This window comes from Chromobacterium paludis (assembly GCF_008275125.1).
Lineage (GTDB): Bacteria > Pseudomonadota > Gammaproteobacteria > Burkholderiales > Chromobacteriaceae > Chromobacterium > Chromobacterium paludis.
The window spans coordinates 98448-124167 of record NZ_CP043473.1 but is presented as its reverse complement, the minus strand read 5'-3'; the positions used below and the strand labels follow the sequence as shown (position 1 = coordinate 124167).

The following is a 25720-nucleotide window of genomic DNA, read 5'->3' as shown; positions in this document are numbered from 1 at the left end:
TGATTTTATATCGGCCGGCTGGGCGAAAACCCCGCGCTTCGCGGGGTCGCGCCGGCTCCGGGTCTGGGTATAATCCTATCCCAATATTTGGTGCACTGCACGAGGCCCGCCACACGTCCGCGCCGCGCCGTCCAATCGCCGCTTCTTGAAGGGATTCCGATGAAAATGCATCAGGCCTCCGGCCAAGGCAAAAACCTGTTCACCGGCTATGGCGAAGGCCATGTGCTGATCAACGCCCAGCGCCACGACGGCAATCTGATCGTCAGCGCCGACAAGATCGCGCCTTGGGCCGCGGCCGACTTCTCCAGCCTGGCCGTCGAGCACTTCGACGCGCTGTTGGCCTATCAGCCGGAGGTGGTGCTGTTCGGCTCCGGCAAGAGCCAGCGCTTCGTCCACCCGCGCTTGTACGCGGCGCTGACCCAGGCCGGCATCGGCATGGAATGCATGGACACCCAGGCCGCCTGCCGCACCTTCAACATCCTGCTGGCGGAAGACCGCCGCGTCGTCGCCGCCCTGCTGGCGATCTAAGCCGCCTCGCCAGCCGGCCGCCGCGCCGGCTCGCGGTGATAGGCCCACACCACGGCTGCGGAGCCCAAAGTCACCAGCGCCAGCAAGGCGAACAAGGCCGCCTGGCTCCAGGCCAGGCCGATCAACACCCCGCCCAGCCACGGTCCCAGCACGGAGCCGACCCGCCCCACGCCCAGGCTCCAGCCCACGCCGGTGGCGCGCAAGCCGGTGGGATAGGCGCTGGCCGCCAGCGCATTGACCGCCGGCTGAACGCCGATGATGCAGAAGCCGGCGCAGAACAGCAGCGCATATAGCCACAGCGCCTCGCCCCGCACGCCGCCCAAGGCCCACAGTCCCAAGGCCGCCAGCAGGAAACAACTCAGCAGCACCTTGCGGTAACCGACGCGGTCTATCCAATGGCCGAAGGACAAGGTGCCGACCACGCCGCCCAGCTGCAGCATGCTGCCGGCCAGCAAGGCGTGGCGCATGTCTAGCCCCTGCGCGCGCAACAGCGAGGGCATCCAGTTGGACAGGAAATACAGCACGATCAGGTTCAGAAAGCTCAGCAACCACAACAGCAGCGTGCGCCGGGCCAGGCCGTTGCGGAACAGCTCGGCCACCGGATTGCTGAGAGACGGCCGCTCAGCCAGAAAGAATGCCGCGCCGGCCGACAAAGACGGCTCCATGCGGCGCAGCCAGAACGCCGCCTGCTCCGATTTGCCGCGCAGCAGCAGGAACTTGGCCGACTCGGGCAAACCTCGCAGCATGGGCAGCCACAGCAGCAAGGGCGCGACGCCGCCCACCAGGAACACCGCGCGCCAGCCATGGACCGGAATCAGCCAGGCGGCCAACAGGCCGCCCAGCAAGGCGCCGGCGGTGAAGCCGCAGGAGATGAGCATCATCAGGCTGGCGCGCCGCCGCGCCGGGCTGTACTCGCCGGCCAGCGCCATCGCGTTGGGCATGATGCCGCCCAGCCCCACCCCAGTGAAGAAGCGCAGCGCGATCAACTGCGGCAGCGTGGCCGCGCCCGCCGTCGCCAGCATGCCGGCGGAAAACAGCAGCGTGCAGGCCAGCAAGATCGGACGGCGGCCTATGCGGTCCGCCAGCGCGCCGAACAGCAGCGCGCCCAGCATCAAGCCCAGCAAGCCGGCGCCGAATACCGGCCCCAGGGCGGACTTGGCGATGCCCCAGTCCTCCAGCAAGGCCGGCGCGACATAGCCCATGGCCTGCACGTCGAAGCCGTCCAATATCATGCACAGCCCGCATAAGATCAGCAGCCGGTACTGAAACCCGCCCAGCGGCCGCTCGTCCAGCCATTTTCCCAACTCCATGCCCGCCCCTCTGATATGCAAATGTCAAAACAGCATCGAGGAATGTCGGGGATGGGTCAAGCTGCGGCGCAGCACAGATCAAAGAGCGGAGATCAATGAATCGATGGCTAATCGGCAGCCTCCACCCCCTTTCGACCCGTGCCGGCAAAACAGCTTGGGACCAGGGGCCTTTAAGCCGCCGTTTTTTCGATCGGCGGCGCCTGGACCCAGGCTGTTTTGTCGGGGTTTCTCGGGTCGCAGGGGCGGCCTGGGGGCGCTGGGGGGCTGGCCGCGCAGCCCCCCAGCCCGCCCGGCGGGCGGAACCGCCATGAAAATCATCGTCCGCGCAGCGGACTTCCTTTCCTCGACATCGCAAAATGCCACTCACCCCAATCAGGTGAACGGCATCTTCCAAGGCATGCGAGACCGGGCCGGAACGGCCCGTCCAACCATCAATGCAGCTTCAAGGCCGGCCGCGCCGCGCGGCGCAGCTTGTCGCCGATGAACAGCAAAATCGCCAGCGCCCAGCCGTGCACGGCGGCCTGGTGCATGCGGTACAGCGAGGCGTAGATCAGCTTCGCGCCGCGGCCTTCCACGTGATAGTCGCGCTTGGGCCCCACCACCGCCGCCAAGCTACCCACCGCGGTGTGCTTGCCCAGCGACACCATCATGCCCTGCGGCTTGAACACGAACGGCCGCGCCGGCTTGTCGTCCAGCCGGCGCGCCAGCTCGTCGGCCAGATAACGCGCCTGCTGGTGCGCCACTTGGGCGGTGGCGGCCAGCATGCGGCCGCTGTCGCCGTCCGGAGCGGCCGCGCAATCGCCCATCGCGTAGACGCAATCGCCGCCGGCGCAATGCAAGCGGGTATCCACCACCAACTGGTTGACGCGGTTGACCTCCAAGCCATCCAGCGTGGCCAGCCAGGCCGGCGCCTTGACGCCGGCCGCCCATACCGTGATGTCGGCCTCCACCTTCCGGCCGTCCTTCAACAGCACGCCATCCGCCCTCACTTCGGCCACCACGCTCTTAGTCAGCACCTGGATGCGCCTGCCGGACAATTGCTCCTCGGCATAGGCCGACAAGGACGGGGGCGCGGCGGCCAGGATGCGCTCCGCGCCCTCTATCACGCTGATCCTCACTCGTTCCGGCTGCAGCCGCGCGCCGTAGTGGTGCAGTTCGCACATGGTATGGTTCAGCTCCGCCGCCAATTCCACGCCGGTGGCGCCGCCGCCGACGATGGCGATGGACAGCGCGCGCGAAGGCGCCGCGCCGCCGCTGGCGCGGAAGGCCTGCTCCAGCACGCGGTGGCGCAGCGCTTCGGCGTCGGCCGGCGTGTTCAGGAACATCGCGTGCTCGGCCACGCCAGGGGTGCCGAAATCATTGGCCTGCGCGCCGACGGCGATCACCAGCCAGTCATAGGACACCTCGCGCTCCGGGCTCAGTTCGCTGCCGTCTTGCGCCTGGATGGCCGCCAACCGGATCGCGCGCTTGGTCTGATCCAGGCCGGTCATATAGCCGAACTCGAAGTCATAGCCGTTGCGGTAGCCGTGGGCGAAGTAATTGACCTCGTCCTCGCCGGTGTTCAGCGCGCCGGTGGCCACCTCATGCAGCAGCGGTTTCCAGATATGGGTGGGCGAGCCGTCCACCAGCACGATCTGGGCGCGATGGCGCGCGCCTAGCGTGCGGCCCAGCCGAGTGGCCAACTCCAGCCCTCCGGCCCCTCCCCCTACGATGACGATGCGCGGCAGCGCGGCGTTGCGGCTCAGCATAAGCAGCTCCTGATGAGTGGAATTTTTTGCCAAGATTACCGCATTTTTCGCGCCATCAACGGCGTGCGGAGAAAATTAGCCGGCGTCATGGGCACTTCATGCCAATGGCGCGCAGGCTCGCGCGGACGTGGGCCGCTTATCCACAGCCATGCCCAATTTACAAAGTTATCCACAAAGCATGGATCGGCATGGGAAGGGAGCTTAGTAGGGCGGATGCCCCGCAGGGGAGATCCGCCATGCCGCGGCATCGCCGGCAGCAAGCAAGGCCGAACTTTTCGAATGAATGCGTTCGCATGGAGGCATCGCGCGGGCAAGGCCAGCTGGCCTGCCCGTCCTACGCGGCTGACGCAAGAGTCGACGGACCCGCGCGGAAGCGAGGCGGATCGCCCCGCTTGCGGGGCATCCGCCCTACAGCAAGTTTTGGGCCGACAGAATAGCAATCAAGAGCAGCGAGACAGGGCGGGCAGGCCTTCAGACCCTGCCCGCACGCGCCTCTCTGTGCACTCTGACTCTTGCGTCAGAGTTATCTTGCCCCGCCCAGCAGACTAGGCGCTGCGGCATGGCGGATCGCCCCGCTTGCGGGGCATCCCCCTACAGCAGGCTCTTGGCTAGCAGGCCGGCCAGCAGGATGGCGATCAAGAGCAGCAGGAAGTTCTGGCGCTTCTGCTCGCGCATCAGGTGCATATAGCCATCCACCAGCAGATCGGTCTTGGCCGAGTTCAGCGTGTCATGCAGCTTGCGCGGCAAGGTGGGCAGCGTGGTAGCCCACTGCGGCGCCTCGTTCTTCAAGGTGCGCAGCAGGCCGCGCCAGCCTATCTGCTCGTTCATCCACTTGGTCAGGAAAGGCTTGGCCGTGGCCCACAGGTCCAGGTCCGGGTCCAGCTGGCGGCCCAGGCCTTCGATATTGAGCAGGGTCTTCTGCAGCAACACCAGCTGCGGCTGGATTTCCACATTGAAGCGGCGGCTGGTTTCGAACAGGCGCAACAGCACCATGCCGAAGGAGATCTGGCTCAGCGGCTTCTCAAAGATGGGCTCGCACACGGTGCGCACCGCGGCCTCCAGCTCCTCCGCGCGGGTATCTCTGGGCACCCAGCCGGATTCGATGTGGGCGGTGGCCACGCGGTGGTAGTCGCGGTTGAAGAAGGCCAGGAAGTTGACGGCCAGGTAATGCTTGTCGGTCTCGGTCAGGCTGCCGACGATGCCGAAATCCAGCGCGATATAGCGGCCGTTGGCGGCGACGAAGATATTGCCCGGGTGCATGTCGGCGTGAAAGAAGCCGTGGCGGAACACCTGGGTGAAGAAGATTTCCACGCCGAAGCGGCTAAGCTTCTTCAGGTCCACGCCGGCCTCGCGCAGCCGGGCGATTTGCCCCACCGGGATGCCGTGCATCCATTCCAAGGTCAGCACTTCGCGGCTGGAGTAATCGTAAAACACCTCGGGCACGATCAGCTGGTCCGAGTCCTTGAAATTGCGCCGCAGCTGCGAGGCGTTGGCCGCCTCGTGCATCAAATCCAGTTCGTCGTGCAGGTATTTGTCGAACTCGGCCACCACCTCGCGCGGCTTCAGGCGTTTGCCGTCGGCGAACAGCTTTTCCACCCAGCCGGCCAAGGTCCGCATCAGGGACAGGTCTTGCTCGATCACCGGCAGGATGCCGGGCCGCAACACCTTGACCGCCACTTCGCGGCCCTTGCCGCCGTCCGGCCGGCGCAGCCAGGCCTTGTGCACCTGGGCGACCGAGGCGCTGGCCACCGGCTTCAGATCGAAATCGACATACAATTCTTCAATCTTTCGGCCCAGGCTGCGCTCCACCACCTGGCGCGCGATTTCGCCGTCGAAAGGCGGCACGCGGTCCTGCAGCAAGGCCAGCTCGTCGGCGTATTCCGGCGGCAGCAGATCGCGCCGGGTGGACAGCACTTGGCCGAACTTGACGAAGATAGGCCCCAGGCTCTCCAGCGCCAGCCGCATGCGCATGGGCAGCGGCGAGGCGGTGTCGCGGCGGATGGGACACAGACGGAACAAGGTGCGCAGGAAGGCGAGCTTGGAATGTCCTGCGAGGAAATCGTCCAGACCGTAGCGGTAGAGGGTGGCAACTATCTTCAGCGAGCGCGATATCGACATACGGTCCGTCAGGTCTGGGGATTCTGTTTAGGGTTGAGCGCGGCTTCCAGCCGCGCGAGGCGCTTGTCCAGCCGGTCGGCGTCGTCGCGCAACTGGTCCACCTCGGCGACGAAGCGGCCCACCCGGTGGCGGCCGGCCAGCATCGCGCCGTCTTCGCGCAGATGCTCCATCCAATTGTCGGCCAGGCGAAAAGCCAGCTGGCCCTTGAAGCCGAACAGGCCGCGCGCCAGCGTTTCGATGCGCTGCGCCGCCACATCGCCGAACACACGCGACAAATCCTCGCCGGCATGCCATTGCAGCTGGCCTATGATGCGGCCCAGCGCGGCGGCCAATTCGGCGTCGCCTTCCAAGGCGATGTCCGCCAGCTGCGGCGCCTGGCCGGACAGATGCGAAAACAGCACGCCGTGGCGCAGGCGCAGCCTAGCCTCCGGCTCGCCCTCGCAGGCGGCCAGCCAGCCTTCGTCCGTCACCACGCCGGCCACATGCAAGGGCGGCAGGGCGATGGCCACGCGGCGGCCGGCAAAGCGCGCCAGCTCGGCGCGGCGCGCCGGGTGCTGGTTCAGCAGATGATTGAAGGCGGCGATCTGGATGGCCATGGCGCGCTCCCGCGGTGAATCAGAATTTAACGCCCTTGTGCAGCGCAACAACGCCGCCGGTGAGGTTATGGTAGTCCACCTTGCCGAAGCCCGCGTCCAGCATCAGCTGCTTCAGCGTTTCCTGGTCCGGGTGCATGCGGATGGATTCGGCCAGATACTGATAGCTGTCGGCGTCGCCCGCCACCAGCTTGCCCATGACGGGCAGCGCCTTGAAGGAATAGAAGTCGTAGAACGGCGACAGCGGCTTCCACACCTTGGAAAACTCCAGCACGAACAGCTTGCCGCCCGGCTTCAGCACGCGGCACATTTCCTTCAGCGCCGCGTCCTTGTGCGTCATATTGCGCAGGCCGAAGGCCACCGACACCGCGTCGAAATAGTTGTCGGGGAACGGCAGCTTCTCGGCGTCGGCCAGCGACACCGGCAGGATCAGGCCTTCGTCCAGCAGGCGGTCGCGGCCCACGGTCAGCATGGAGCTATTGATGTCGGTCAGCCACACTTCGCCGCTCTTGCCCACGCGCTTGGCCCAGCCGCGCGACAGATCGCCGGTGCCGCCGGCGATGTCCAGCACCTTGTCGCCGGCGCGCACGCCGGAGGTGGTCAAGGTGAAGTGCTTCCACACGCGGTGCAGGCCGCCGGACATCAGGTCGTTCATCACATCGTACTTGCTGGCCACCGAGTGGAAGACTTCGGCCACCTTGCCGGCCTTCTCACTCTCCGCCACGGTCTTGTAACCGAAATGCGTGGTCTTATCCATGCTCACTCCCTGCTCGCGCCGGCGGCGGCGAGCTTATCCAGATATTGCTGCCAGTACTGGTCGCGATGGGCGCCCAGCTCGTATAGATAGGTCCAGCTGTAGAGGCCGCTGTCGTGGCCGTCGTCGAAAGTGATCTTCAAGGCGTAATGCCCCACCGGCTCCAGCGCCGTGATGCCGACATGCCTCTTCCCGCTCTGCAGCTTCTCCTGGCCGACGCCATGGCCGCGCACTTCGGCCGATGGCGAATAAACGCGCAGGTATTCGCATGGCAGCTCGAAACGGGCGCCGTCGTCGAAGGCGATTTCCAGCACCTTGGACAGCTGGTGCAGCTGGATTTCCACCGGCTGGGCGGCGTGGGGGGCGACTCCGGACATGGCGCAATCCTTTTAAAACAAGCTTGACCGCCACCAAATCCACGAAAAACACGAAATAAAACCAAACCACTCAAACCAGACAGACTTTCACGAGAGTCATTAGTCTCGCGGCGCTTTCATTTCGTGTCGTTCCGTGGGTTTCGCGGCTAAAAAATACTGCCTCTCAACCCTTGCGCTCCAGCAGCATGGCGTCGCCATAGCTGAAGAAGCGGTATTGCTGCTCCACCGCGTGACGGTAAGCGTGGAAAATCTCGTCATAGCCAGCGAAGGCCGACACCAGCATCATCAGCGTGGATTTGGGCAGATGGAAATTGGTCAGCAAGCGGTCCACCACGCGGAACGCATAACCAGGCGTGATGAAGATGTCAGTCTCGCCACGCCCCGCTTTCAGCTCGCCGCCGCGGGCGGCGGATTCCAGCGCGCGCACGCTGGTGGTGCCGATGGCCACCACGCGGCCGCCGCGGGCGCGGGCGGCGGCGACGGCGTCCACCGTCGCTTGCGGGATGTCGTAAATCTCGCTGTGCATCTTGTGCTCGGCCACATTCTCCACCTTCACCGGCTGGAAGGTGCCGGCGCCGACGTGCAGCGTGACGAAGGCGGTTTCGATGCCTTGGGCCTTGAGCCCGGCCAGCATCTCATCGGTGAAGTGCAGGCCGGCGGTCGGCGCCGCCACCGCGCCCTGTTCGCGGGCGTAGACGGTTTGGTAGCGCTCGTCGTCGTCGTGCTCGGCGCTGCGCTCGATATACGGCGGCAGCGGCAGCTTGCCCGACGCCTCCAGGATGTCGTACACATTTTCCTCGGCCAGGAAGCGCAGCTTGAACAGCGAGTCCTGCCGCTCCACCATCTCCGACTCCCAGCGGCCAGCGAAGATCAGCCGGCTACCCGGCTTGGGCGACTTGGACGCGCGGACATGGGCCAGCGCCGTGTGGTCGTCCAGCACGCGCTCGATCAGCGCCTCCACCTTGCCGCCGCTGGCTTTTTCGCCAAACAGCCGGGCGCGGATGACGCGGGTGTCGTTGAACACCAGAAGATCGCCCGCTTGCAAGCGGGACGGAAAATCGGCGAAAGTGAGATCGGACAGCGCCATGCCGTTCACGTAAAGCAGGCGGCTGGCGCCGCGCACGGCCGGCGGATGCTGGGCGATCAGGGCATCGGGCAGGTGGTAATCGAAATCAGAGAGCTGCATTGCTAAGACTATCGTTCAGAACCGGACGATTATACCCTCGCCCCGGCGGCGGGCACAGAGGCGAAAGCGCCAAAGCTCCGCCGCGCTGCCGATGCGCGGCAAACTATTTTCACGACATATTGCGGATGCGCTACACTGCCCGGCTCGGCAAAATTAAGCGTTTTACTCTAAAACCAAGCATTTGGCGGCGGATCCGCGCGCTAAACAGTTGTTTTAATTTCTGCAAAAGCTGGACATCTTGCGTCGAAGTGCGGCAAACTCGCGGCCAACGATGAATAACAGGAGTCAGGCCTTGAGCCGATCCATCCTCGTGCTGCACGGCCCCAACCTCAATTTGCTGGGGGTGCGGGAGCCGCAACACTACGGCCGGGACACACTTGACGCCATCAACCAGCGGCTGGCCGATCAGGCCCAGGCCGCCGGCTTTGCTTTGACAGCATTGCAAAGCAACGCCGAGCATGTACTGATAGAACGCATACATCAATGTCTGGATGACGGCACTGGCTTCATCCTGATCAATCCGGCGGCGTTCACCCACACCAGCGTCGCGCTGCGCGACGCCCTGGCCGCGGTGAAGGTGCCGTTTATCGAAGTACATCTATCCAATGTCCACGCCCGCGAGCCGTTCCGCCAGCATTCGTACTTTTCCGATCTGGCACTCGGCGTGATCTGCGGGCTGGGCCCCCACGGTTACGAGCTGGCGCTGGCGCATGCGCTGCGGCATCTGGCCGCTCAGCCCTGACTGCCGTAACTGAACATCCCATTCGAAGGATCAATAATGGACCTGCGTAAACTGAAAAAACTGATCGACCTGGTCGAAGAGTCCGGCATTGCCGAACTGGAAGTGACCGAGGGCGAAGAAAAAGTCCGCATCACCCGCGTGTCCGCCACCCAACCGCAGGCTTATGCCCAGCCGGTGGCTCAGATGTACGCCGCGCCCGCCGCCGCCCCGGCGCCGGCCGCAGCCGCCGCGCCCGCCGCAGAAGCAGCGCCCGCCGCCGCCAACCACCAGAACGCCATGAAGTCGCCCATGGTCGGCACCTTCTACCGCTCGCCCAGCCCCGGCGCCAAGTCCTTCGTCGAGGTGGGCCAAAGCGTCAATGCCGGCGACACGCTGTGCATCATCGAAGCGATGAAGCTGATGAACGAGATCGAAGCCGACCGCTCCGGCGTGGTCAAGGCCATCCTGGCCGAAGACGGCCAGCCGGTGGAATACGGCGAGCCGCTGTTCGTCATCGAGTAAGACGCTCCGGCGAACTCGCAAGATTCAGGGCACGGCCAAGGTCTGTGCCCTTGTCGTTTGACGTGACAGCAAAGGCCGGCCGATCATGCCGATCCAGGCCGGCCTAGTGGAGACTTCCATGTTCGAAAAAATTCTGATCGCCAACCGCGGCGAAATCGCGCTGCGCATCCAGCGCGCCTGCCGCGAAATGGGCATCAAGACCGTAGTCGTGCACTCCGAGGCCGACCGCGAAGCCAAATATGTCAAGCTGGCCGACGAGTCGGTCTGCATCGGCCCCGCCCCGTCCGGCAAGAGCTACCTCAACGTGCCGGCCCTGATCGCCGCCGCCGAGGTCACCGACGCCCAGGCCATCCACCCCGGCTACGGCTTCCTGTCGGAAAACGCCGACTTCGCCGAGCGCGTGGAACAATCCGGCTTCGTCTTCATCGGCCCGCGCCCGGACACCATCCGCCTGATGGGCGACAAGGTGTCGGCCAAGAACGCCATGATAGAAGCCGGCGTGCCCTGCGTGCCCGGCTCCGAAGGCGCGCTGCCGGATGATCCGGCGGAAATCGTCAAGATCGCCAAGAAGATCGGCTTCCCGGTCATCATCAAGGCCGCCGGCGGCGGCGGCGGTCGCGGCATGCGCGTGGTGCACACCGAGGGCGCGCTGATCAACTCGGTGCAGATGACGCGCACCGAGGCCGGCGCGGCCTTCGGCAACCCCACCGTCTACATGGAAAAATTCCTGGAGCATCCGCGCCATATCGAAATCCAGGTGCTGGCCGACGAATACGGCAACGCCATCTACCTGGGCGAGCGAGACTGCTCCATGCAGCGCCGCCACCAGAAGGTGATCGAGGAAGCGCCGGCGCCGGGCATCACCGAGAAGCAGCGCCAGAAAATCGGCGAAGCCTGCGCCGAAGCCTGCCGCCGCATCGGCTACCGCGGCGCCGGCACCTTTGAATTCCTGTTCGAGAACGGCGAGTTCTACTTCATCGAGATGAACACCCGCGTGCAGGTGGAGCATCCGGTGACGGAAATGATCACCGGCGTGGACATCGTGCAGGAGCAGATCCGCATCGCCGCCGGCGAGAAACTGCGCTATAAGCAAAAAGACATCGTGATCGCCGGCCATGCCATGGAATGCCGCATCAATGCCGAGGACCCGTTCACCTTCGTGCCGTCTCCGGGCAAGATAGAGAGCTACCACCCGGCCGGCGGCCCCGGCATCCGCATCGACTCGCACATCTACCAGGGCTACACCGTGCCGCCGCACTACGACTCCATGGTAGGCAAGCTGATCGCCTACGGCGACACTCGCGAACAAGCCATGGCGCGCATGCGCGTGGCGCTGTCGGAGATGGCCATCTCCGGCATCAAGACCAATATCCCGCTGCATCAGGAACTGTTCCTGGATGCGGCCTTCCAGCGCGGCGGCACCAGCATCCACTATCTGGAGCACCGCCTGTCCGAGAAAAAGAAGGGGGAACACTGATGGCCTGGTTGCAAGCCACCATAGACTCCGACTCCTCCGTCGCCGAGCGCTTCGCCGACGCGCTGATGGACGCGGGCGCGCTGTCCACCGCCATCGAGGACGCCTGGGCCGGCACCGACAAGGAACAGCCCATCTTCGGCGAACCGGGCGAGCCGGTGGACCAGCTGTGGAGCCAAAGCCGCATCATCACGCTGTTCGACGAGAACGACGACCCTGCGCTATTGATCGCCGCCGCCGCCACCGCCTGCCAACTGGCGATGCCCACGTATAAGATCGAGCGCGTGGAGGAGCAGGACTGGGTTCGCCTGACCCAGTCGCAGTTCGACCCCATCCGCATCTCGGACCGGCTGTGGATCACCCCCACCTGGCACGAGGCGCCGGCGCCGGACGCGGTCAACCTGCAGCTGGACCCGGGCCTGGCCTTCGGCACCGGCAGCCATCCCACCACGCGGCTGTGCCTGCAGTGGCTGGACAAGCAGCTGCAAAGCGGCGCGTCCGTGCTCGACTACGGCTGCGGCTCCGGCATCCTGGCCATCGCCGCGCTGAAGCTGGGCGCGGCCTCCGCCGTCGGCATCGACATCGATCCGCAGGCCGTGCGCGCGAGCAAGGACAATGCCGAGCAAAACGGCGTGCAGGCCGATTTCTTCCTGCCGGACGCCAATCCGCAGGCCCAATACGACGTGGTGTTGGCCAATATCCTGGCCAATCCGCTGCGCATGTTGGGCGACTTGCTGGCAAGCCATGTGAAAACCGGTGGTAGAATCGTGCTCTCCGGCATCCTCGCCGAACAAGCCGACGAATTGTCCGCCATCTACAACCAGTGGTTCGAGATGGACGCGCCGGTGTTCGACGAAGGATGGACACGATTGACAGGAACCCGACGCGCCCAGGTATGACATATACGACACAGTGCCCAAGTTGCCAGACCCGATTCAAGGTCAATGACGCCCAGCTCGCCGTAGCCGACGGACTGGTGCGCTGCGGGCGCTGTTCGCATGTGTTCAAGGCGCCGGATTACTTCGTCGTCGCGCAGCCGGCCCCCGCGCCGGCCGCGCCCTCCCCGCTGATGCCGCCGCAGCCTGCGGCGGCGCGCGAGCACGATCCCATGGACGACTTCGAGCTGGAAGTGCCGGCGGACTTCGATCCTCAAGCGCACCCTGACGAAGCGGCCAGCCTGCCGCCCTCCGCGCCCCCGCTGGAGCCGCCGGCCGCGGCCACGGAAGCCCCGGCGTCAGCCGCCATGCCCCCGGAAGGGGTGGAGGAGTTTCAGCGCGCCCTGGCCGAGGCGATGCAGAATCGCCACGTCACCACGCCCATCGGCAATCCGTTCGACGAAGCGGAACCCTCCCCCGCGATCGCGGCCGAGCCCGAGGTGTACGGCAGCCGCCGCCGTGCCGAGACGCCGCCGGAACCGGAGCCGGAACCGGCCAAGCCGATCTACCGGGTGGAGCCTGACGAGCCACTGTTCACCGACGCCGACGCAGAGGAGGAAGAGGAGGCGCATGACAGGAAGCCCACCGCGCCCTGGGTCAACGGCCTGTTGATCGTGCTGGCCGCATTCGGCCTGCTATTCCTGGCGGCCCAGCTGGTTTTCCTCAACCGCACCCGCATCGCGGCGGAAGCGCCGGAGATGCGGCCCACGCTGGAGCGGCTATGCCAAGCCATGGGTTGCGACGTGCCCTGGCCGTCCGACATCGCGCTGATCCGCACCGAGTGGTCGGAACTCGCCTTCGTGCCCGACTACCCCAATCTGATCCAGCTGTCCGCCACGCTGAAAAACCACGCGCCTTACGCGCAAACCTATCCGATGCTGGAGGTCACGCTGAAGGATAGCGACGACCAGGTCTTGATCCGCAAGGTGTTCACGCCCAAAGAGTATCTGAAGGCCGATGACTTCAAGCTGGGCCGCTTCAACGGCAACAGCGAGGTCAAGGTCACCATGCGGCTGGACGCCGGCAAGGTGCATGCGATGGGTTACAGCCTGTACTGGTTCTATCCCTAAAATCGCTAGCTACCGCGTTTAATCAAACGCGAATCCGAACAACTGCTTGAGGTGGGCGTTCGGGGCGCATTTATACTGTTTTAGCGCGGTGTCGATTGATGCCTTAAAGGCGTTCCGATCCGTCTCATCCATTGCCTCGTTGAAATCCAAACGGACCAGCTTGCTGACCAAACCGTCCTCTCCGGTATCGAAAAACACGGTGACTTTGACCTTGATCGGGTGGGCCGCCAAGACGCTAGGCGGATAGACCGGAGAAACCGTTTTTTCACATGCCGCCCACACAGATGCGGCCTCGCACAAGGCTACGGCCGCCAATAGCCATTTTCTCAACATCACAACACGCCTCAAAAAAAAACCAAGACTATATCAATTCGTCATGTTTTAAAGAACATCTCCAGATATTCGACGAACACTCTGACCTTGCCCGGCACGTGGCGGCGCACCGGATACACCACCGACAGATCCAGGCAGTGCCAATCGTAATCTTGCAAAATGGGCACCAGTTTCCCCTCCTCCAGCGCCTTGTCCACCAGGAAGCGCGGCTGCAGCACGATGCCCATGCCTTGCGCGGCGGCCTCGGTCAGCACGTCGCCGTTATTGGCCCTGAGCGGCCCTTTGACCTTGACTCGCCCCTGCTCGCCATCCGGCGATTGGTAGTCCCAGACATTGGGTTGCGCGGTCAAGGCGTATAACAGACACTGATGCTCGGCCAGCTCGGATGGATGGCCCGGTTCGCCGTGGCGCGCCAGGTAATCGGGCGAGGCCACCACCAGATCGCGGATCTGCGCCAGGCGCTTGGCCACCAGCGTGGAATCGGCCAGGTTGGAGACGCGCAAAGCCAAGTCGAAGCCCTCTTCCACCAAATCCACCCGCCGGTCATTCAGGTTCAGCTCCACCTCGATGCGCGGGTGGCGCTGGTGGAAGCCGCCGATGATGGCGCCCAAGTAACGCATGCCGAAGGACACCGGCGCCGATACTCTGAGCCTGCCCACCGGCTCGCTGGCGCCGTGCGACAGCCTGGCGTCCAACTCGTCCAGCTCCGCCAGCAGGCTGCCGGCCTGGGCCAGATAGGTCTCACCGGCCTCGGTCAAGGACAGCTTGCGCGTGGTGCGATGCATCAAGCGCGCGCCCAGCCGGTTCTCCAGCGCCGCCACCAGCTTGGTGACCATGGCGCGGGACAGCTCCAGCCGGTCTGCCGCCGCAACGAAACTGCCCAGCTCCGCCACCGCGACAAAGGCGCGTATCTCAGAGAAACGGTCCATATTGTTTCTATAAAGTAAATAATTATTTCAATTAAAGCACATTTATTGAACGCAAGCTCGATGTTCAAATAGCGCCATCGCAATTTGATCTGGAGCACCCGCCATGAACCGCTTTCAAAATCCCTACCTCGCCGCCTTGCTGCTGCGCCTGTCCTTGGGTCTGATGTATCTGTCGCACGGCGCGCTGAAGCTGTTCGTCTTCGGCCCGGCCGGCACCGCTGGCTACTTCGCCAGCCTGGGCCTGCCCGGCTTCCTCGGCTACATCGCCATCGCCGTGGAAATCGGCGGCGGGCTGCTGCTCCTCGCCGGCATCTGGGCGCGCTGGGTGGCCCTGCTGCTGATCCCGCAACTGCTGGGCGCCATTGTCCTGGTCCACGCCGCCAACGGCTGGATGTTTGCCAATCCGGGCGGCGGCTGGGAATATCCGGCCTTCCTGATCGCCGCTTCGCTGGTGGTGTTTCTGCAGGGCGATGCCAAACGTTCGATCCCGGCCTGAACGTTCCGCCGCCCGCCACCAGGCCGGGCGGCGGCTGAGGGAATTTAGAGTTTCACTACAAAAAAGCAACAGCCGTCCCGCCTGCGCATTTCGCGCCAACTTCAAGGCAATCAAGCCTCAACTCGCGCCCCGCCCCAAAATGCTGCAACGCAGCAGCCGATCCGAACAATTCAAACTTGCACATTTTGTTGATTGCCATCAAGCTGCTGCGTAATTTGCATGTAGTTTAACTACAATCCTTGGCAAGATATACCTCGACACAGCCGTCAATGCCAGCCGCTCTCGGCCCGTATATAATTGCCGAAAGCCAGTCAGCGCAGGCGATAAGGTCAAGCTCGCTCTCAAATGGCCTTGCGCTGGCGCAAATAGAATCGGTTTGATTGACGCTCGTAATAAAACGACTGGAATTATCCACGAATTGAGGAGTTTCACATGGGCACCTCCGCACCAAGACTAGACATCCTGGCCCCCCTTTCCGGATGGCTAGTCCCCTTGGACAGCGTTCCGGACCCGGTATTCGCCGGCAAGATGGTGGGCGACGGCGTTTCGCTCGACCCTACCTCCGGCAGCCTGCTGGCGCCGGTCAGCGGCGTGATCAGCAATCTGCACGCCGCCCATCACGCGCTCACCATCACCACTGCGGAAGGCGTGGAAGTCATGGTGCACATCGGCATCGACACCGTGATGCTGAAAGGCGAGGGCTTTTTCCCGCTGGTGGAGCAAGGCCAGCAAGTCAGCGTGGGCCAGCCGGTCATCGACTTCGACCTGGACCTGGTGGGCCGCAAAGCCGCCAGCCTGCTGACCCAGATCATCGTCACCAATGGCGAGACCGTCGCCCGCATGCAGCCCGCGCAAGGCATGGTCAACGCCGGCCGCGACGTGGTGCTGTCGCTGCAACTGGCCAACGGCCATGACGTGCTGCAAGCCGTCGCTGGCGAGCCGCAATTGTCGGCCGACATCGCCATCGGCAATCCGGCCGGCCTGCACGCCCGCCCGGCCGCCGTGTTCGCCAGCAAGGCCAAGAGCTTCTCTTCCGACATCCAGCTGATCCTGGGCGACAAGGAAGCCAACGCCAAATCCGTGGTTGCCATCATGGGCCTGGCCACCAAGCTGGGCGACCAGGTACGCATCCGCGCCCAGGGCGGCGACGCCGACGACGCCATCGCGCAACTGACCCAGCTGCTGAACGACCGCTGCGGCGAGAAGGCCGACGAAGCGCCGGTCGCCCCGGCCGCGGTTTCCGTTTCCGCCCAGCAAGAAGACAGCGACACCCAGCTGGCCGGCGTGGGCGCCTCGCCCGGCATCGCCATCGGCCGCATCGTGCACCACCGCCTGCAGGAATTCGACGTAACGGAACAGGGCAAGGGCGCCAATGTGGAGCAACAGGCTTTCGCCCGCGCCACCGAGGAAGCCGCCGCCCAGCTCGATCTGGTCAAGGCACAGCTGACCGACCCCGCCAAGCAAGCCATCCTGTCCATGCACCAGGAACTGCTGCAAGACCCGGACCTGCTGGCGCAGACCTACGCCGGCCTGGCCGAGGGCAAGTCCGCCGCCTGGTCCTGGCGCGCCGCCTTCAGCGCCTACTCCGCGCGCCTGGAAGCGCAAGACAACCCGCTGCTGCGCGAACGCGCCAACGACATCCGCGACGTGGGCCGCCGCGTGCTGGCCCTGCTGGCCGGCGTGAAGCAGGCCGCGCTGGTGCTGCCGGCCGGCTCCATCCTGATCGCCGAAGACCTGGCCCCGTCCGACACCGCGTCTCTTGATCCGTCCAAGGTGATGGGCTTCTGTACCCGCACCGGCGGCGCCACCAGCCACGTGGCCATCCTGGCCCGCTCGCTGGGCATACCGGCGATCTGCGGCATCTCCCAGGCCGCGCTGAAGCTGCCGGAAGGCCTGCAAGTGATCCTGAACGGCAACGAAGGCACGCTGGCCATCGCGCCGAGTGCTGAAGACCTGGCCGCCGCCGAGCAGGAAATCGCCCGCCTGGCCGAGCGCCGCGCCGCCGAGGCCAAGAGCTCCATGCAGCCGGCGCAGACCAGCGACGGCGTGCGCATCGACGTGGTGGCCAATATCCGCAACGCCGCCGACGCGCGCGAAGCGGTGGCCAAGGGCGCCGAAGGCGTGGGCCTGTTGCGCTCGGAATTCCTGTTCGACAACCGCGACACCGCGCCGACCGAGCAGGAACAAGCGGCCGAATATTGCGCCGTGGCCGAAGCGCTGGGCAAGGACCGCCCGCTGGTGGTTCGCACGCTGGACGTGGGCGGCGACAAGCCCTTGTCCTACCTGCCGCTGCCCAAGGAAGACAACCCCTTCCTGGGCCTGCGCGGCATCCGCGTGAGCCTGGACCGCCCGGACCTGCTGCGCACCCAGCTGCGCGCCATTCTGCAAGCCGCGCCGCTGACCCGCCTGCACATCATGTTCCCGATGGTGGCCTCGCTGGAAGAGCTGCGCGCCGCCCGCGCCATCCTGGCCGAGGAGCAGGCCGCGCTGGGCATCAGCGACGTCAAGGTAGGCATCATGGTGGAAGTGCCGTCGGCCGCCGTACTGGCCGCGCGCTTCGCGCCGGAAGTGGACTTCTTCTCCATCGGCACCAACGACCTGACGCAGTACGTGCTGGCGATGGACCGCGGCCACCCGCAACTGGCCAAGCAGGCCGATGCGCTGCATCCGGCCGTGCTGGCGATGATCGCGCTGACCTGCGAAGGCGCGCGCGCTCACGGCAAGTGGGTGGGCGTCTGCGGCGGCCTGGCCTCCGACGAACGCGCGGCGCCGCTGTTGGTGGGCATGGGCGTGCAGGAGCTGTCGGCCAGCACGCCGGCCGTCGCCTCGGTCAAGGCCACGCTGGCGCGCTGGAGCCTGGCGGAATGCCAGCAGCTGGCCCAAGACGTGCTGGCGCTGTCCACCGCGACCGATGTCCGCCATTACTTGAATCAACACGCTCGTTAATAGAAATAAGTGTCGGCGCGGGCGGGGGCCGCGGCGCTGGACGGGGAGACCATCGGGGAGACTCGATGCCGTCCGGCGCCACTCCCGCAGCCTTAACCCGCGGCGAGACTTTGTAGTAGAGGGGACGGCCTCACAGCCGCTCGACATTCCATAAGCATGTCAAAGCAGGATAATAATCATGTTTAGTCAATCGTTCGCTTTTCTGCAGAAGATAGGCAAGTCGCTGATGCTGCCGGTGTCGGTTCTGCCGGTGGCCGGCCTGCTGCTCGGCATCGGCGCCACCGACTTTCACACCACAAACACGGTCGTCCTGGCGATTCTGTCCTTGATGAAAAACTCCGGCGACGTGATCTTCGGCAATCTGCCGCTGATCTTCGCCGTCGGCGTGGCGCTGGGCTTCACTGAAAACGATGGCGTCGCGGCCATCGCCGCCGTGATCGGCCACCTGGTCACCACCGTCACCCTCGGCGTGATGGCTGGCCTGATGGGCATCAAGCCGGACACCATCATGGGCCTGCCGTCCATCCAGACCGGCGTGTTCGGCGGCATTCTCGCCGGCTGCCTGGCGGCCTATATGTTCAACCGCTTCTACCGGATCAGTCTGCCTGAATACCTGGGCTTCTTTGCCGGCAAGCGCTTCGTGCCCATCGTCACCGCCATCAGCGCCATCGGCCTGGGCGCGGTGCTGTCCTTCGTGTGGCCCCCGATCGGCAACGGCATCAAGGCGTTCTCGCAATGGGCCGCCGTGAGCGATCCGCGCACCGCCGCCACCGTGTACGGCTTCGTGGAACGTATGCTGATCCCGTTCGGCCTGCACCACATCTGGAACGTGCCGTTCTTCTTTGAAATGGGCGATTTCGTCGACGCCACCGGCAAGCACATCCACGGCGACATCAACCGCTTCTTCGCCGGCGACCACACCGCCGGCGTGCTGTCCGGCGCCTTCCTGTTCAAGATGTTCGGCCTGCCGGCCGCCGCCATCGCCATCTGGCACTCGGCCAAGCCGGAAAACCGCGCCAAGGTTGGCGGCATCATGATCTCCGCCGCGCTGACCTCGTTCCTGACCGGCATCACCGAGCCGATCGAGTTCTCCTTCCTGTTCGTGGCGCCGGTGCTGTACGTGATCCATGCTCTGCTGGCCGCCTCCACCCAGTTCGTGGCCAACACGCTGGACATGCACATGGGCTTCACTTTCTCCCAGGGCGGCATCGACTTCCTGATGTTCAACCTGATCGGCGATAAGTCCAAGCATGCCGCCTATGTGTTCATCCTCGGCCCGATCTACGCCGTGATCTACTACAGCGTGTTCCGCTTCGTGATCGCCAAGTTCAACCTGAAGACCCCGGGCCGTGAAGACGACAATGGCGAAACCGCCGTCGCCGTCAGCGAAGACCAACGCGCCCGCGAACTGGTGCTGGCCTTCGGCGGCCGCTCCAACATCCGCAGCCTGGACGCTTGCATCACCCGTCTGCGCATCGCGGTGCAGGATACCGCCAAGGTTGACCAGGCCAAGCTGAAAGGCATGGGCGCGTCCGGCGTCGTCGTGGTCGGCAGCGGCATCCAGGCCATTTTCGGACCGCTGTCCGAAAACCTGAAGACCGATATGGAAATCTACCTGCGCAGCGCCGGCAGCGACGCCGAGCTGTCCTCCGCGCCGGCTGCCAGCGCGCCGGCGCAAGCCGCCCCGGCAGCCCCGGCCGCCGCAGCCAAGGCTGACGTGGCCGCGCTGAAACAGGCCCTGGGCGGCAACGCCAACGTGGCCAAGGTAGAGGCCATCGCCCACACCCGCCTGCGCGTGGAACTGAAGGACGCCAGCCGCTTCAATGAAGCCGCGGCCCGCGCCGCCGGCGTCAGCGCGGTGACCCAAGTGTCCCCGGGCACGCTGCACCTGATCGTAGGCGACCAAGCCGCGGCCCTCGCTGCCGCCCTGCTCGCCTAAGCGGCCAAGTCTCCGGCCCAAGCAAAACGCCAGCGCTACCCCGCTGGCGTTTTGCTTTGCGCGCCGCCCTGCCGGCCAGGCGATCCCCAGGCCGCCGGCTGCGCAGCGCGACCGTCTATCCCGGCGCGCGGCCTGGCAGACGCCCTCCCCTCATAGGCCGAATGCCTCGCGCAGATGGCGCGCCATGCCGGAATCCGCATGATGGTAGATGCGCGGCGCGTCCGGCAGGGCCTGCCGCAATCGGGCATGCGCATTGCCCATCAAGCGCGGATGGCCGGCGGCCTGCAGCAGCTCGATGTCGTTTTGCCCATCGCCGAAGGCGATGCAGGCGCCCGCCTCCAGCCCCAGCCGCGCCAACACCAGCTTGAGCGCCCCGCCCTTGGACACGCCCGCAGCCATCACCTCCAGGCAAAAATCCAGCGAGAAGGTGATGTAAAGCCGATCGCCGAAGCGCGCGCGCAGCTCGGCCTCCAGTTGCAGCAGATGCTCATGCGGCGCGACGTAAAGCACTTTGTAGACGCCCTCGCCGTCATGCCCGCGCAAGTCCATCACCGCATACGGCGGCGTATCGCCCGGAATCAACGCGTCCAACAGGGGCGAGCGGCCATTGGCCAACCAGCCGTCGTCCAGGAAGTAATGCATGGCCACGCCGTCGGAAAAAGCCGGCCGGGAGATTTCCCGCACCAGCTCCGCCTCTATGTCCAGGCCGAAGATCAACTCATCGTCCAAGCCATGCACGCGCGCGCCGTTGGAGCTGATCAGATAGGCCGGCACCGCCAACGCCTCCCTCACCTCCCGCACGTCGCGGTAATGGCGCCCCGTGGCCAGCGCCAAGGCGACGCCGCGCGCCTGCAAAGCCTGCAGCGTCTGGGCGGTCAAGGGAGTCACGGCGTGGTGCTGGTCCAGCAGCGTGCCGTCCAGGTCGGTGGCGATCAGGCGGTAGGGCATGGCGGTCTTTCAAGGCGAAACGCACGATTATAGCCGCGTCCGCCCGACAGTCCTCAAATTGACAAAGCCACAAGCCATAGATAACTTGACCTATTCCCCGCCGCCAGGAGTTCGCCGCATGGCCAATCATTACGCACAGTTATTGCGCACGCCCGGCGTCGCCACGCTGGCGCTGGCGAGCTGGGCGGCCCGCCTGCCTGGCGCGATGATAGGCATAGGCGTCATCACCATGCTGTCGCTGACCCAGGGCAGCTACGGCTTGGCCGGCGCGGTGGCCGCCACCATGACCGTGGCCACGGGCCTGCTGTCGCCGCAAATCTCGCGCCTGGCGGACCGCTACGGCCAAAGCCGCGTGCTGCCGCCTGCCGCCGCCGTGGCCGCGCTGGCCTTGCTGGCGCTGGCGCTATGCAGCCGGCTGGGCGCCCCAAGCTGGCTATTGTTCGTCTTCGCCGCGCTGGCAGGCTGCCTGCCCAGCATACCGGCGATGACCCGCACGCGCTGGGCGCGCCTGTTGGACGGCCAGGCGCTGCTGCCCACCGCCTTCGCCATGGACAGCGTGCTTAGCGAAATCGCCTTCGTCATCGGTCCGCCGCTGGCCATCGCCCTGTGCATGAGCGGCTGGCCGCAGGCCGGCCCGGTGTGCGCGGCGCTGTTGATGCTGTGCGGCGTCGCCGTGCTGCTGCGCCAGAAAGCCACCGAGCCGCCGGCCCATCCCGATGCTCCGCGCAGCGGACGCCCGGCGCTGTTCCTGCTGCCTGTGCCGACCTTGGCGCTGCTGCTGTGCACGCTAGGGGCGATCAATGGCGCAATCGACGTCAGCGCCGTGGCCATCGCCAAGGCCGAAGGCGCGCCATCCGCCGCCAGCTGGGTGCTGGCCTTGTATGCGCTGGGCTCCGGCATAGGCGGGCTGACTTTCGGCGCCATCAAACCGGCCTTGCCGCTGGGCCGCCTGCTGCTGTATTGCTGCGCGGCCACGGCGCTCAGCGCCGTCGGCATCGCGCTAGCGCCGGGCAGCACCTGGCTGGCGGCGGCCATGTTTCTGTCCGGCCTGTCGTTCGCGCCCACGTTGATCGTGGCCATGGAGATGGTGGAGAAGGTGGTGCCGCGCGCGCGGCTGACGGAAAGCCTGACCTGGCTGGTCACCGGCATTTACTTCGGCGTGGCCGGCGGCGCCTCGGCCAGCGGCCTGTTGACCGACGCCTACGGCGCGCGCGCCGGCCTGAGACTGGCGCTGGCGGCCGGACTGGCGTCATGGTTGATCGCCGCCCTGCAACCGCGCGCCTCGCCTCGCCGCCAGCCGGCGGATGCGTCAAATTAGCATCCAATGCAAAAAGCCGAACCCTTGCGGATTCGGCTTTTTTGATTCTGGTGGCCAGTCGCGGAATCGAACCACGGACACGCGGATTTTCAATCCGCTGCTCTACCAACTGAGCTAACTGGCCTTGCTGTGGTGGCCAGTCGCGGAATCGAACCACGGACACGCGGATTTTCAATCCGCTGCTCTACCAACTGAGCTAACTGGCCACTGCTACCAACCGCGCTGTCGCGCCGTCAGAGCCATGCATTTAATCAGAGGACGCCCTTGGCGTCAAGCTTAAATTGCGAAAAAACGAATCCGCCCTAGCGTGGGAAAAACAAACGGCGAGGCCGCCGGAGCGGCCTCGCCGTTCAATCAAGCACTTACACCGCGTCCGGCTGTTTGGACGGATGGGCGTCGGCAAACGCCGGAATCGCTTCCAGCGCCTCCGCGATGCGGACTAGGGTCGGATACGGCGCCAGGTCCACGCCGAAGCGGCGCGCGCTGAACACTTGCGGCAGCAGGCAGATGTCGGCCAGGCTCGGCTCGTCGCCCACCGCATAGCGGCCGGCTCTCCGCGCCAGTTGCTGTTCCAACGCATCGAAGCCGGTGCGGATCCAGTGGCGGATCCACTCGGCCTTGCCTTCCTCGCTCGCGCCGAACGCCGCCTGCAGATGCTTGCCCACGCGCGGGTTCTGCAGCGGATGGATGTCCGCGGCGATGGCCAGCGCGATGGCGCGCGCCTGCGCGCGCGCCGCCGGGGCGGCCGGCAGCAGCCTGGTGCCTTCCGGGTAGGCCTCGTCCAGATATTCGCAAATGGCCAGCGACTGCGCGATTTGCACGCCGCCGTCGTCCAGCAGCGGCACCAGGCCGTGCGGATTGATCGCCAGATACTCGGCGCTTCTTTGCTCGCCCTTGAGCAGATTCACCGCGCGGTACTGATAGGCCAGGCCTTTCAGGTTCAGCGCGATGCGTACCCGGTAGGCCGCGCTGGAGCGGTAATAGCCGTAGAGGATGCGCTCAGCCATGCTTGGCCACGGCCTGGGCGATGGCGCCGAAAATGCTTTGCCCGGAGGCGTTCTTCATCTCGATGCGCACGGTGTCGCCCACCTTCATGAACGGCGTCTTGGGCGCGCCCTGCTCGATGGTCTCGATCATGCGTTGCTCGGCCAGGCAGCAGGAGCCTACGCTGCGGTCCTTGTTCGAGATGGTGCCGGAGCCGACGATGGAGCCGGCCACCAGCTCGCGCGTTTTGGATACGTGCGCCACCAGCTGCGGGAAGCTGAATTGCATTTCCACGCCGCAGTTGGGATTGCCGTAGAAGGCGCCGTTGTAGTCCACCTGCAGCGGCAGATGCACTTTGCCGCCCTGCCAGGCTTCGCCCAACTCGTCCGGGGTGACGGCGACCGGCGAGAAGGCGGTGGCCGGCTTGCTCTGGAAGAAGCCGAAGCCTTTGGCCAGCTCCGCCGGGATCAGGTTGCGCAGGGTCACGTCGTTCACCAGCATCAACAGGCGGATGTGCTTTTCATCGGCCGGCGCGCCCAGCGGCACGTCGCCGGTGATCACCGCCACCTCGCCTTCGAAGTCCAAACCCCAGGCTTCGTCGCGCAGCGGAATGTCGGCCGTCGGCGCCAGGAAGGCGTCGGAGCCGCCCTGGTACATCAAGGGGTCGGTGTAGAAGCTTTCCGGCACCTCGGCGCCGCGCGCCTTGCGCACCAGCTCCACGTGGTTCAAGTAGGCGCTGCCGTCGGCCCACTGGTAGGCGCGCGGCAGCGGGCTCAGACAGCGCTGGGCGTCGAAGGCCACTTCATCCGGCACCTGGCCGTGGTTGATCGCGTTGTAGACCTCCTTCAGACGCGGCTCAACCTGGGCCCAGTTGTCCAGCGCGGCCTGCAGCGTGGCGGCGATGGCGGGCACCGCCACGGCGCGGGAGAGGTCGCGGCTGACCACCATCAGCTGGCCGTCGCGGGTGTGGTTGTGATAGGTCGCTAATTTCATCTTGATGTTCTTTCTGCTAGCGGCCGCTGCGGGCCGTTTCTCTATATCCATTTTCAGCTCGGCCTGAATGCGATTGCGTCGCGAGCGGGCCGAGGTCGACGAGAGAAGCGCAGCGGTACAAATCGTACCGCGAGCATCGCAGCGCCGAGATCGGCTCGCGCAGCAGCAATGGCGTCAGGCCTGCTTGGGCTTCCAGCTATCCACGTAACCCTGCCACTCCACGGAGGCGAGGCCCGGCCCCTGCTCCAGCGCGTCGCGGGTGTCTATCATCACCGCCACCTCGTCGGTGAAGGTCTTCGGGTCCGTCATCGCCTTGGCGAAAGCCTTGGGGTGCGGGCCATGCGTGAAGCCGGCCGGGTGGAAGGTCATCATGCCGGGCTTGATGTTGTCGCGGCTGAAGAAGTCTCCGGCGTGGTAGAAGATCACTTCGTCGTAGTCGTCGTTGTTGTGATAGAACGGGACTTTGAGCGCGCCTGGGTCGGACTCGATGGGACGCGGCACGAAGGTGCAGATCACAAAACCGTCGGCGACGAAGGTGGTGTGGGCCGATGGCGGCAGGTGATAGCGGTGGCTCATCAGCGGGCGGATGTCGCGCCAGTTGACGCGCGCCACCGACAGATTGCCGTGCCAACCTATGGCGTCCAGCGGGTTGAAGGGGTAGGTGACGGTGGACAGCGCGCCGCGGCGCTTGATCACCACCTGCCACGGGTCTTCGGTCTGCTGCGCCTTGAAGGCGTCGTCGATGGCCGGCACGTCCAGCACCGCCTCGTCGAAGATGGCGTGCGGGCCCACCAGGCCTTTTTCCGGCAGCTGGTAGGCGCCGTTGCTGGTTTCAATCATCAGCATGGTGGTGGGGCTGGCCGGTTCAATGCGCCAGCTGGTGGAGCGCGGGATCAGCAAATAGTCGCCGTCGCGGTAGCTCAGGTGGCCGTAGTCGCAGAACAGCTCGCCGCTGCCGGCGTGGATGAACAGCAGATCGTCGCCGTCGCCGTTGCGGAACAGCTGGGTCATGGCTTGCTCGCAGCGCCAGATGCGCACCTTGCACTGGGCGTTGTGCAACACCAGCGGCGCCTCCCAGGGCGCCGGCGCGCCGTGCGGCAGTTCGTTCAGGTCGAAGGCGCGCGGGCGCAGCGGGCCGTCCCAGTCGCTCCAGCCGGTGGGCGGATGCTTGTGGTGCAGGTGGGTGGCCGGGCCGAAGAAGCCGCTGCGGCCCACTTCACGCTCGTAGATGCCTTCGGCCGGCAAGTCGGCGTGGGCCTGGCGCGAGATGGTGCCTTCGCGGTGCGGAAAACTGATCCATTTACGCATTTTGACAATCCTGTTTTGCCGCGGAAATACACACAAAACACGGAAAGCATTCTGAGCGTGAATCCATGCCTCAAGAGGCGCAAGGATTTTGCCCGTTCTTGCGTTTCCGTGTCCTTCCGCGTATTTGCGTGGCCAAGTTGCTTTGGGCTGCCGTCACGCGCCGGTTTGAACGGGAAGCGACGGCACCCAG

The 25720-nt window shown here is 65.4% G+C and carries 23 protein-coding genes and 2 tRNA genes; 10 read left to right on the top strand and 15 right to left on the bottom strand.

The annotated features are described in order from the left end of the window. The first annotated feature begins 159 nt into the window (after window positions 1–159). A complete protein-coding gene (locus tag FYK34_RS00640) occupies window positions 160–528 on the top strand; it encodes an Mth938-like domain-containing protein (protein ID WP_149294592.1) in 369 nt (122 codons plus the stop codon). On the opposite strand, the gene FYK34_RS00635 is transcribed toward FYK34_RS00640, so the two are convergent. The 7 genes from FYK34_RS00635 to queA form a co-directional block, all read right to left on the bottom strand. Continuing rightward, on the bottom strand, window positions 525–1838 hold the full coding sequence (locus FYK34_RS00635; RefSeq protein WP_149294591.1) for an MFS transporter: 1314 nt from the start codon (window positions 1836–1838) through the stop codon (window positions 525–527). The two genes, FYK34_RS00640 and FYK34_RS00635, sit on opposite strands and share 4 nt — an antisense overlap. A gap of 431 nt (window positions 1839–2269) precedes the next feature. Beyond that, window positions 2270–3586 (bottom strand): NAD(P)/FAD-dependent oxidoreductase, encoded by a 1317-nt coding sequence (locus tag FYK34_RS00630; protein WP_149294590.1) that lies wholly within the window; start codon window positions 3584–3586, stop codon window positions 2270–2272. 591 nt (window positions 3587–4177) lie between these two features. Further along, window positions 4178–5704 carry a ubiquinone biosynthesis regulatory protein kinase UbiB gene (gene ubiB, locus FYK34_RS00625; protein ID WP_149294589.1) on the bottom strand — a complete coding sequence of 509 codons (1527 nt, stop codon included), beginning with the start codon at window positions 5702–5704 and terminating at the stop codon, window positions 4178–4180. An 8-nt stretch (window positions 5705–5712) separates the two neighbouring features. Beyond that, the gene (locus FYK34_RS00620) at window positions 5713–6300 is read right to left on the bottom strand and encodes a ubiquinone biosynthesis accessory factor UbiJ (protein ID WP_149294588.1); all 588 of its coding nucleotides are present in this window, start codon (window positions 6298–6300) and stop codon (window positions 5713–5715) included. A gap of 19 nt (window positions 6301–6319) precedes the next feature. Further along, a complete protein-coding gene (ubiE, locus tag FYK34_RS00615) occupies window positions 6320–7054 on the bottom strand; it encodes a bifunctional demethylmenaquinone methyltransferase/2-methoxy-6-polyprenyl-1,4-benzoquinol methylase UbiE (protein WP_149294587.1) in 735 nt (244 codons plus the stop codon). A gap of 2 nt (window positions 7055–7056) precedes the next feature. Beyond that, window positions 7057–7428 (bottom strand): gamma-butyrobetaine hydroxylase-like domain-containing protein, encoded by a 372-nt coding sequence (locus tag FYK34_RS00610; protein ID WP_149294586.1) that lies wholly within the window; start codon window positions 7426–7428, stop codon window positions 7057–7059. Window positions 7429–7591: 163 nt separating this feature from the next. Beyond that, complete coding sequence (gene queA, locus FYK34_RS00605) at window positions 7592–8614, bottom strand: tRNA preQ1(34) S-adenosylmethionine ribosyltransferase-isomerase QueA (RefSeq protein WP_149294585.1); 1023 nt, start codon at window positions 8612–8614, stop codon at window positions 7592–7594. 271 nt (window positions 8615–8885) lie between these two features. Between queA and aroQ the strand changes: the two genes are divergently transcribed. The 5 genes from aroQ (at window position 8886) to FYK34_RS00580 (ending at window position 13336) form a co-directional block, all read left to right on the top strand. Next, window positions 8886–9356, top strand: coding sequence for a type II 3-dehydroquinate dehydratase (gene aroQ / locus FYK34_RS00600; RefSeq protein WP_174774491.1), 471 nt, complete (start codon window positions 8886–8888; stop codon window positions 9354–9356). Window positions 9357–9392: 36 nt separating this feature from the next. Further along, the gene (gene accB / locus FYK34_RS00595; RefSeq protein WP_149294583.1) at window positions 9393–9857 is read left to right on the top strand and encodes an acetyl-CoA carboxylase biotin carboxyl carrier protein; all 465 of its coding nucleotides are present in this window, start codon (window positions 9393–9395) and stop codon (window positions 9855–9857) included. Between the two features lie 118 nt (window positions 9858–9975). Then, complete coding sequence (accC, locus tag FYK34_RS00590; protein WP_149294582.1) at window positions 9976–11334, top strand: acetyl-CoA carboxylase biotin carboxylase subunit; 1359 nt, start codon at window positions 9976–9978, stop codon at window positions 11332–11334. Next, window positions 11334–12230, top strand: coding sequence for a 50S ribosomal protein L11 methyltransferase (prmA, locus tag FYK34_RS00585; RefSeq protein WP_149294581.1), 897 nt, complete (start codon window positions 11334–11336; stop codon window positions 12228–12230). The genes accC and prmA overlap by 1 nt, the downstream gene beginning before the upstream one ends. Beyond that, window positions 12227–13336, top strand: a complete 1110-nt coding sequence (locus FYK34_RS00580) for a DUF3426 domain-containing protein (RefSeq protein ID WP_149294580.1) — start codon at window positions 12227–12229, stop codon at window positions 13334–13336. Before prmA ends, FYK34_RS00580 begins: the two co-directional genes overlap by 4 nt. 18 nt (window positions 13337–13354) lie before the next feature. On the opposite strand, the gene FYK34_RS00575 is transcribed toward FYK34_RS00580, so the two are convergent. Continuing rightward, window positions 13355–13669, bottom strand: coding sequence for a hypothetical protein (locus FYK34_RS00575; RefSeq protein ID WP_149294579.1), 315 nt, complete (start codon window positions 13667–13669; stop codon window positions 13355–13357). A gap of 41 nt (window positions 13670–13710) precedes the next feature. Further along, entirely contained in the window at window positions 13711–14598 is an 888-nt protein-coding gene (locus FYK34_RS00570; RefSeq protein WP_149294578.1) for a LysR family transcriptional regulator, read from the bottom strand. A gap of 103 nt (window positions 14599–14701) precedes the next feature. On the opposite strand from FYK34_RS00570, the gene FYK34_RS00565 reads away from it, so the two are divergent. The 3 genes from FYK34_RS00565 to ptsG all read left to right on the top strand — a co-directional run bounded on the left by FYK34_RS00565 (window position 14702) and on the right by ptsG (window position 19979). After that, on the top strand, window positions 14702–15094 hold the full coding sequence (locus tag FYK34_RS00565) for a DoxX family protein (RefSeq protein WP_149294577.1): 393 nt from the start codon (window positions 14702–14704) through the stop codon (window positions 15092–15094). A gap of 432 nt (window positions 15095–15526) precedes the next feature. Beyond that, window positions 15527–18040, top strand: a complete 2514-nt coding sequence (ptsP, locus tag FYK34_RS00560) for a phosphoenolpyruvate--protein phosphotransferase (protein ID WP_149294576.1) — start codon at window positions 15527–15529, stop codon at window positions 18038–18040. 178 nt (window positions 18041–18218) lie between these two features. Beyond that, on the top strand, window positions 18219–19979 hold the full coding sequence (gene ptsG, locus FYK34_RS00555; RefSeq protein WP_149294575.1) for a PTS glucose transporter subunit IIBC: 1761 nt from the start codon (window positions 18219–18221) through the stop codon (window positions 19977–19979). Between the two features lie 150 nt (window positions 19980–20129). On the opposite strand, the gene FYK34_RS00550 is transcribed toward ptsG, so the two are convergent. Next, a complete protein-coding gene (locus tag FYK34_RS00550) occupies window positions 20130–20927 on the bottom strand; it encodes a Cof-type HAD-IIB family hydrolase (RefSeq protein WP_149294574.1) in 798 nt (265 codons plus the stop codon). Between the two features lie 118 nt (window positions 20928–21045). On the opposite strand from FYK34_RS00550, the gene FYK34_RS00545 reads away from it, so the two are divergent. Beyond that, window positions 21046–22245, top strand: coding sequence for an MFS transporter (locus FYK34_RS00545; RefSeq protein ID WP_149294573.1), 1200 nt, complete (start codon window positions 21046–21048; stop codon window positions 22243–22245). Between the two features lie 48 nt (window positions 22246–22293). On the opposite strand, the gene FYK34_RS00540 is transcribed toward FYK34_RS00545, so the two are convergent. From FYK34_RS00540 to FYK34_RS00520, 5 genes are all read right to left on the bottom strand, one after another. Continuing rightward, window positions 22294–22369, bottom strand: a tRNA-Phe gene (locus FYK34_RS00540). A gap of 6 nt (window positions 22370–22375) precedes the next feature. Beyond that, window positions 22376–22451 (bottom strand) — tRNA-Phe (locus FYK34_RS00535). Window positions 22452–22607: 156 nt separating this feature from the next. After that, the gene (maiA, locus tag FYK34_RS00530) at window positions 22608–23252 is read right to left on the bottom strand and encodes a maleylacetoacetate isomerase (protein WP_149294572.1); all 645 of its coding nucleotides are present in this window, start codon (window positions 23250–23252) and stop codon (window positions 22608–22610) included. Further along, the gene (locus FYK34_RS00525) at window positions 23245–24222 is read right to left on the bottom strand and encodes a fumarylacetoacetate hydrolase family protein (RefSeq protein WP_149294571.1); all 978 of its coding nucleotides are present in this window, start codon (window positions 24220–24222) and stop codon (window positions 23245–23247) included. The genes maiA and FYK34_RS00525 overlap by 8 nt, the downstream gene beginning before the upstream one ends. A 174-nt stretch (window positions 24223–24396) precedes the next feature. Next, a complete protein-coding gene (locus tag FYK34_RS00520) occupies window positions 24397–25530 on the bottom strand; it encodes a homogentisate 1,2-dioxygenase (protein ID WP_149294570.1) in 1134 nt (377 codons plus the stop codon). Window positions 25531–25720: the final 190 nt, after the last annotated feature.

What these genes read in the sequence shown, in the direction of transcription:
- ubiE (WP_149294587.1), bottom strand. Translation starts at nt 7,054, where the DNA reads ATGGATAAGACCACGCATTTCGGTTACAAGACCGTGGCGGAGAGTGAG.
- FYK34_RS00580 (WP_149294580.1), top strand. Translation starts at nt 12,227, where the DNA reads ATGACATATACGACACAGTGCCCAAGTTGCCAGACCCGATTCAAGGTC.
- ptsP (WP_149294576.1), top strand. Translation starts at nt 15,527, where the DNA reads ATGGGCACCTCCGCACCAAGACTAGACATCCTGGCCCCCCTTTCCGGA.
- FYK34_RS00610 (WP_149294586.1), bottom strand. Translation starts at nt 7,428, where the DNA reads ATGTCCGGAGTCGCCCCCCACGCCGCCCAGCCGGTGGAAATCCAGCTG.
- aroQ (WP_174774491.1), top strand. Translation starts at nt 8,886, where the DNA reads ATGAATAACAGGAGTCAGGCCTTGAGCCGATCCATCCTCGTGCTGCAC.
- FYK34_RS00550 (WP_149294574.1), bottom strand. Translation starts at nt 20,927, where the DNA reads ATGCCCTACCGCCTGATCGCCACCGACCTGGACGGCACGCTGCTGGAC.
- FYK34_RS00575 (WP_149294579.1), bottom strand. Translation starts at nt 13,669, where the DNA reads ATGTTGAGAAAATGGCTATTGGCGGCCGTAGCCTTGTGCGAGGCCGCA.
- prmA (WP_149294581.1), top strand. Translation starts at nt 11,334, where the DNA reads ATGGCCTGGTTGCAAGCCACCATAGACTCCGACTCCTCCGTCGCCGAG.
- FYK34_RS00545 (WP_149294573.1), top strand. Translation starts at nt 21,046, where the DNA reads ATGGCCAATCATTACGCACAGTTATTGCGCACGCCCGGCGTCGCCACG.
- ptsG (WP_149294575.1), top strand. Translation starts at nt 18,219, where the DNA reads ATGTTTAGTCAATCGTTCGCTTTTCTGCAGAAGATAGGCAAGTCGCTG.
- accB (WP_149294583.1), top strand. Translation starts at nt 9,393, where the DNA reads ATGGACCTGCGTAAACTGAAAAAACTGATCGACCTGGTCGAAGAGTCC.
- FYK34_RS00635 (WP_149294591.1), bottom strand. Translation starts at nt 1,838, where the DNA reads ATGGAGTTGGGAAAATGGCTGGACGAGCGGCCGCTGGGCGGGTTTCAG.
- FYK34_RS00630 (WP_149294590.1), bottom strand. Translation starts at nt 3,586, where the DNA reads ATGCTGAGCCGCAACGCCGCGCTGCCGCGCATCGTCATCGTAGGGGGA.
- ubiB (WP_149294589.1), bottom strand. Translation starts at nt 5,704, where the DNA reads ATGTCGATATCGCGCTCGCTGAAGATAGTTGCCACCCTCTACCGCTAC.
- FYK34_RS00520 (WP_149294570.1), bottom strand. Translation starts at nt 25,530, where the DNA reads ATGCGTAAATGGATCAGTTTTCCGCACCGCGAAGGCACCATCTCGCGC.
- FYK34_RS00565 (WP_149294577.1), top strand. Translation starts at nt 14,702, where the DNA reads ATGAACCGCTTTCAAAATCCCTACCTCGCCGCCTTGCTGCTGCGCCTG.
- FYK34_RS00620 (WP_149294588.1), bottom strand. Translation starts at nt 6,300, where the DNA reads ATGGCCATCCAGATCGCCGCCTTCAATCATCTGCTGAACCAGCACCCG.
- FYK34_RS00570 (WP_149294578.1), bottom strand. Translation starts at nt 14,598, where the DNA reads ATGGACCGTTTCTCTGAGATACGCGCCTTTGTCGCGGTGGCGGAGCTG.
- queA (WP_149294585.1), bottom strand. Translation starts at nt 8,614, where the DNA reads ATGCAGCTCTCTGATTTCGATTACCACCTGCCCGATGCCCTGATCGCC.
- maiA (WP_149294572.1), bottom strand. Translation starts at nt 23,252, where the DNA reads ATGGCTGAGCGCATCCTCTACGGCTATTACCGCTCCAGCGCGGCCTAC.
- FYK34_RS00640 (WP_149294592.1), top strand. Translation starts at nt 160, where the DNA reads ATGAAAATGCATCAGGCCTCCGGCCAAGGCAAAAACCTGTTCACCGGC.
- FYK34_RS00525 (WP_149294571.1), bottom strand. Translation starts at nt 24,222, where the DNA reads ATGAAATTAGCGACCTATCACAACCACACCCGCGACGGCCAGCTGATG.
- accC (WP_149294582.1), top strand. Translation starts at nt 9,976, where the DNA reads ATGTTCGAAAAAATTCTGATCGCCAACCGCGGCGAAATCGCGCTGCGC.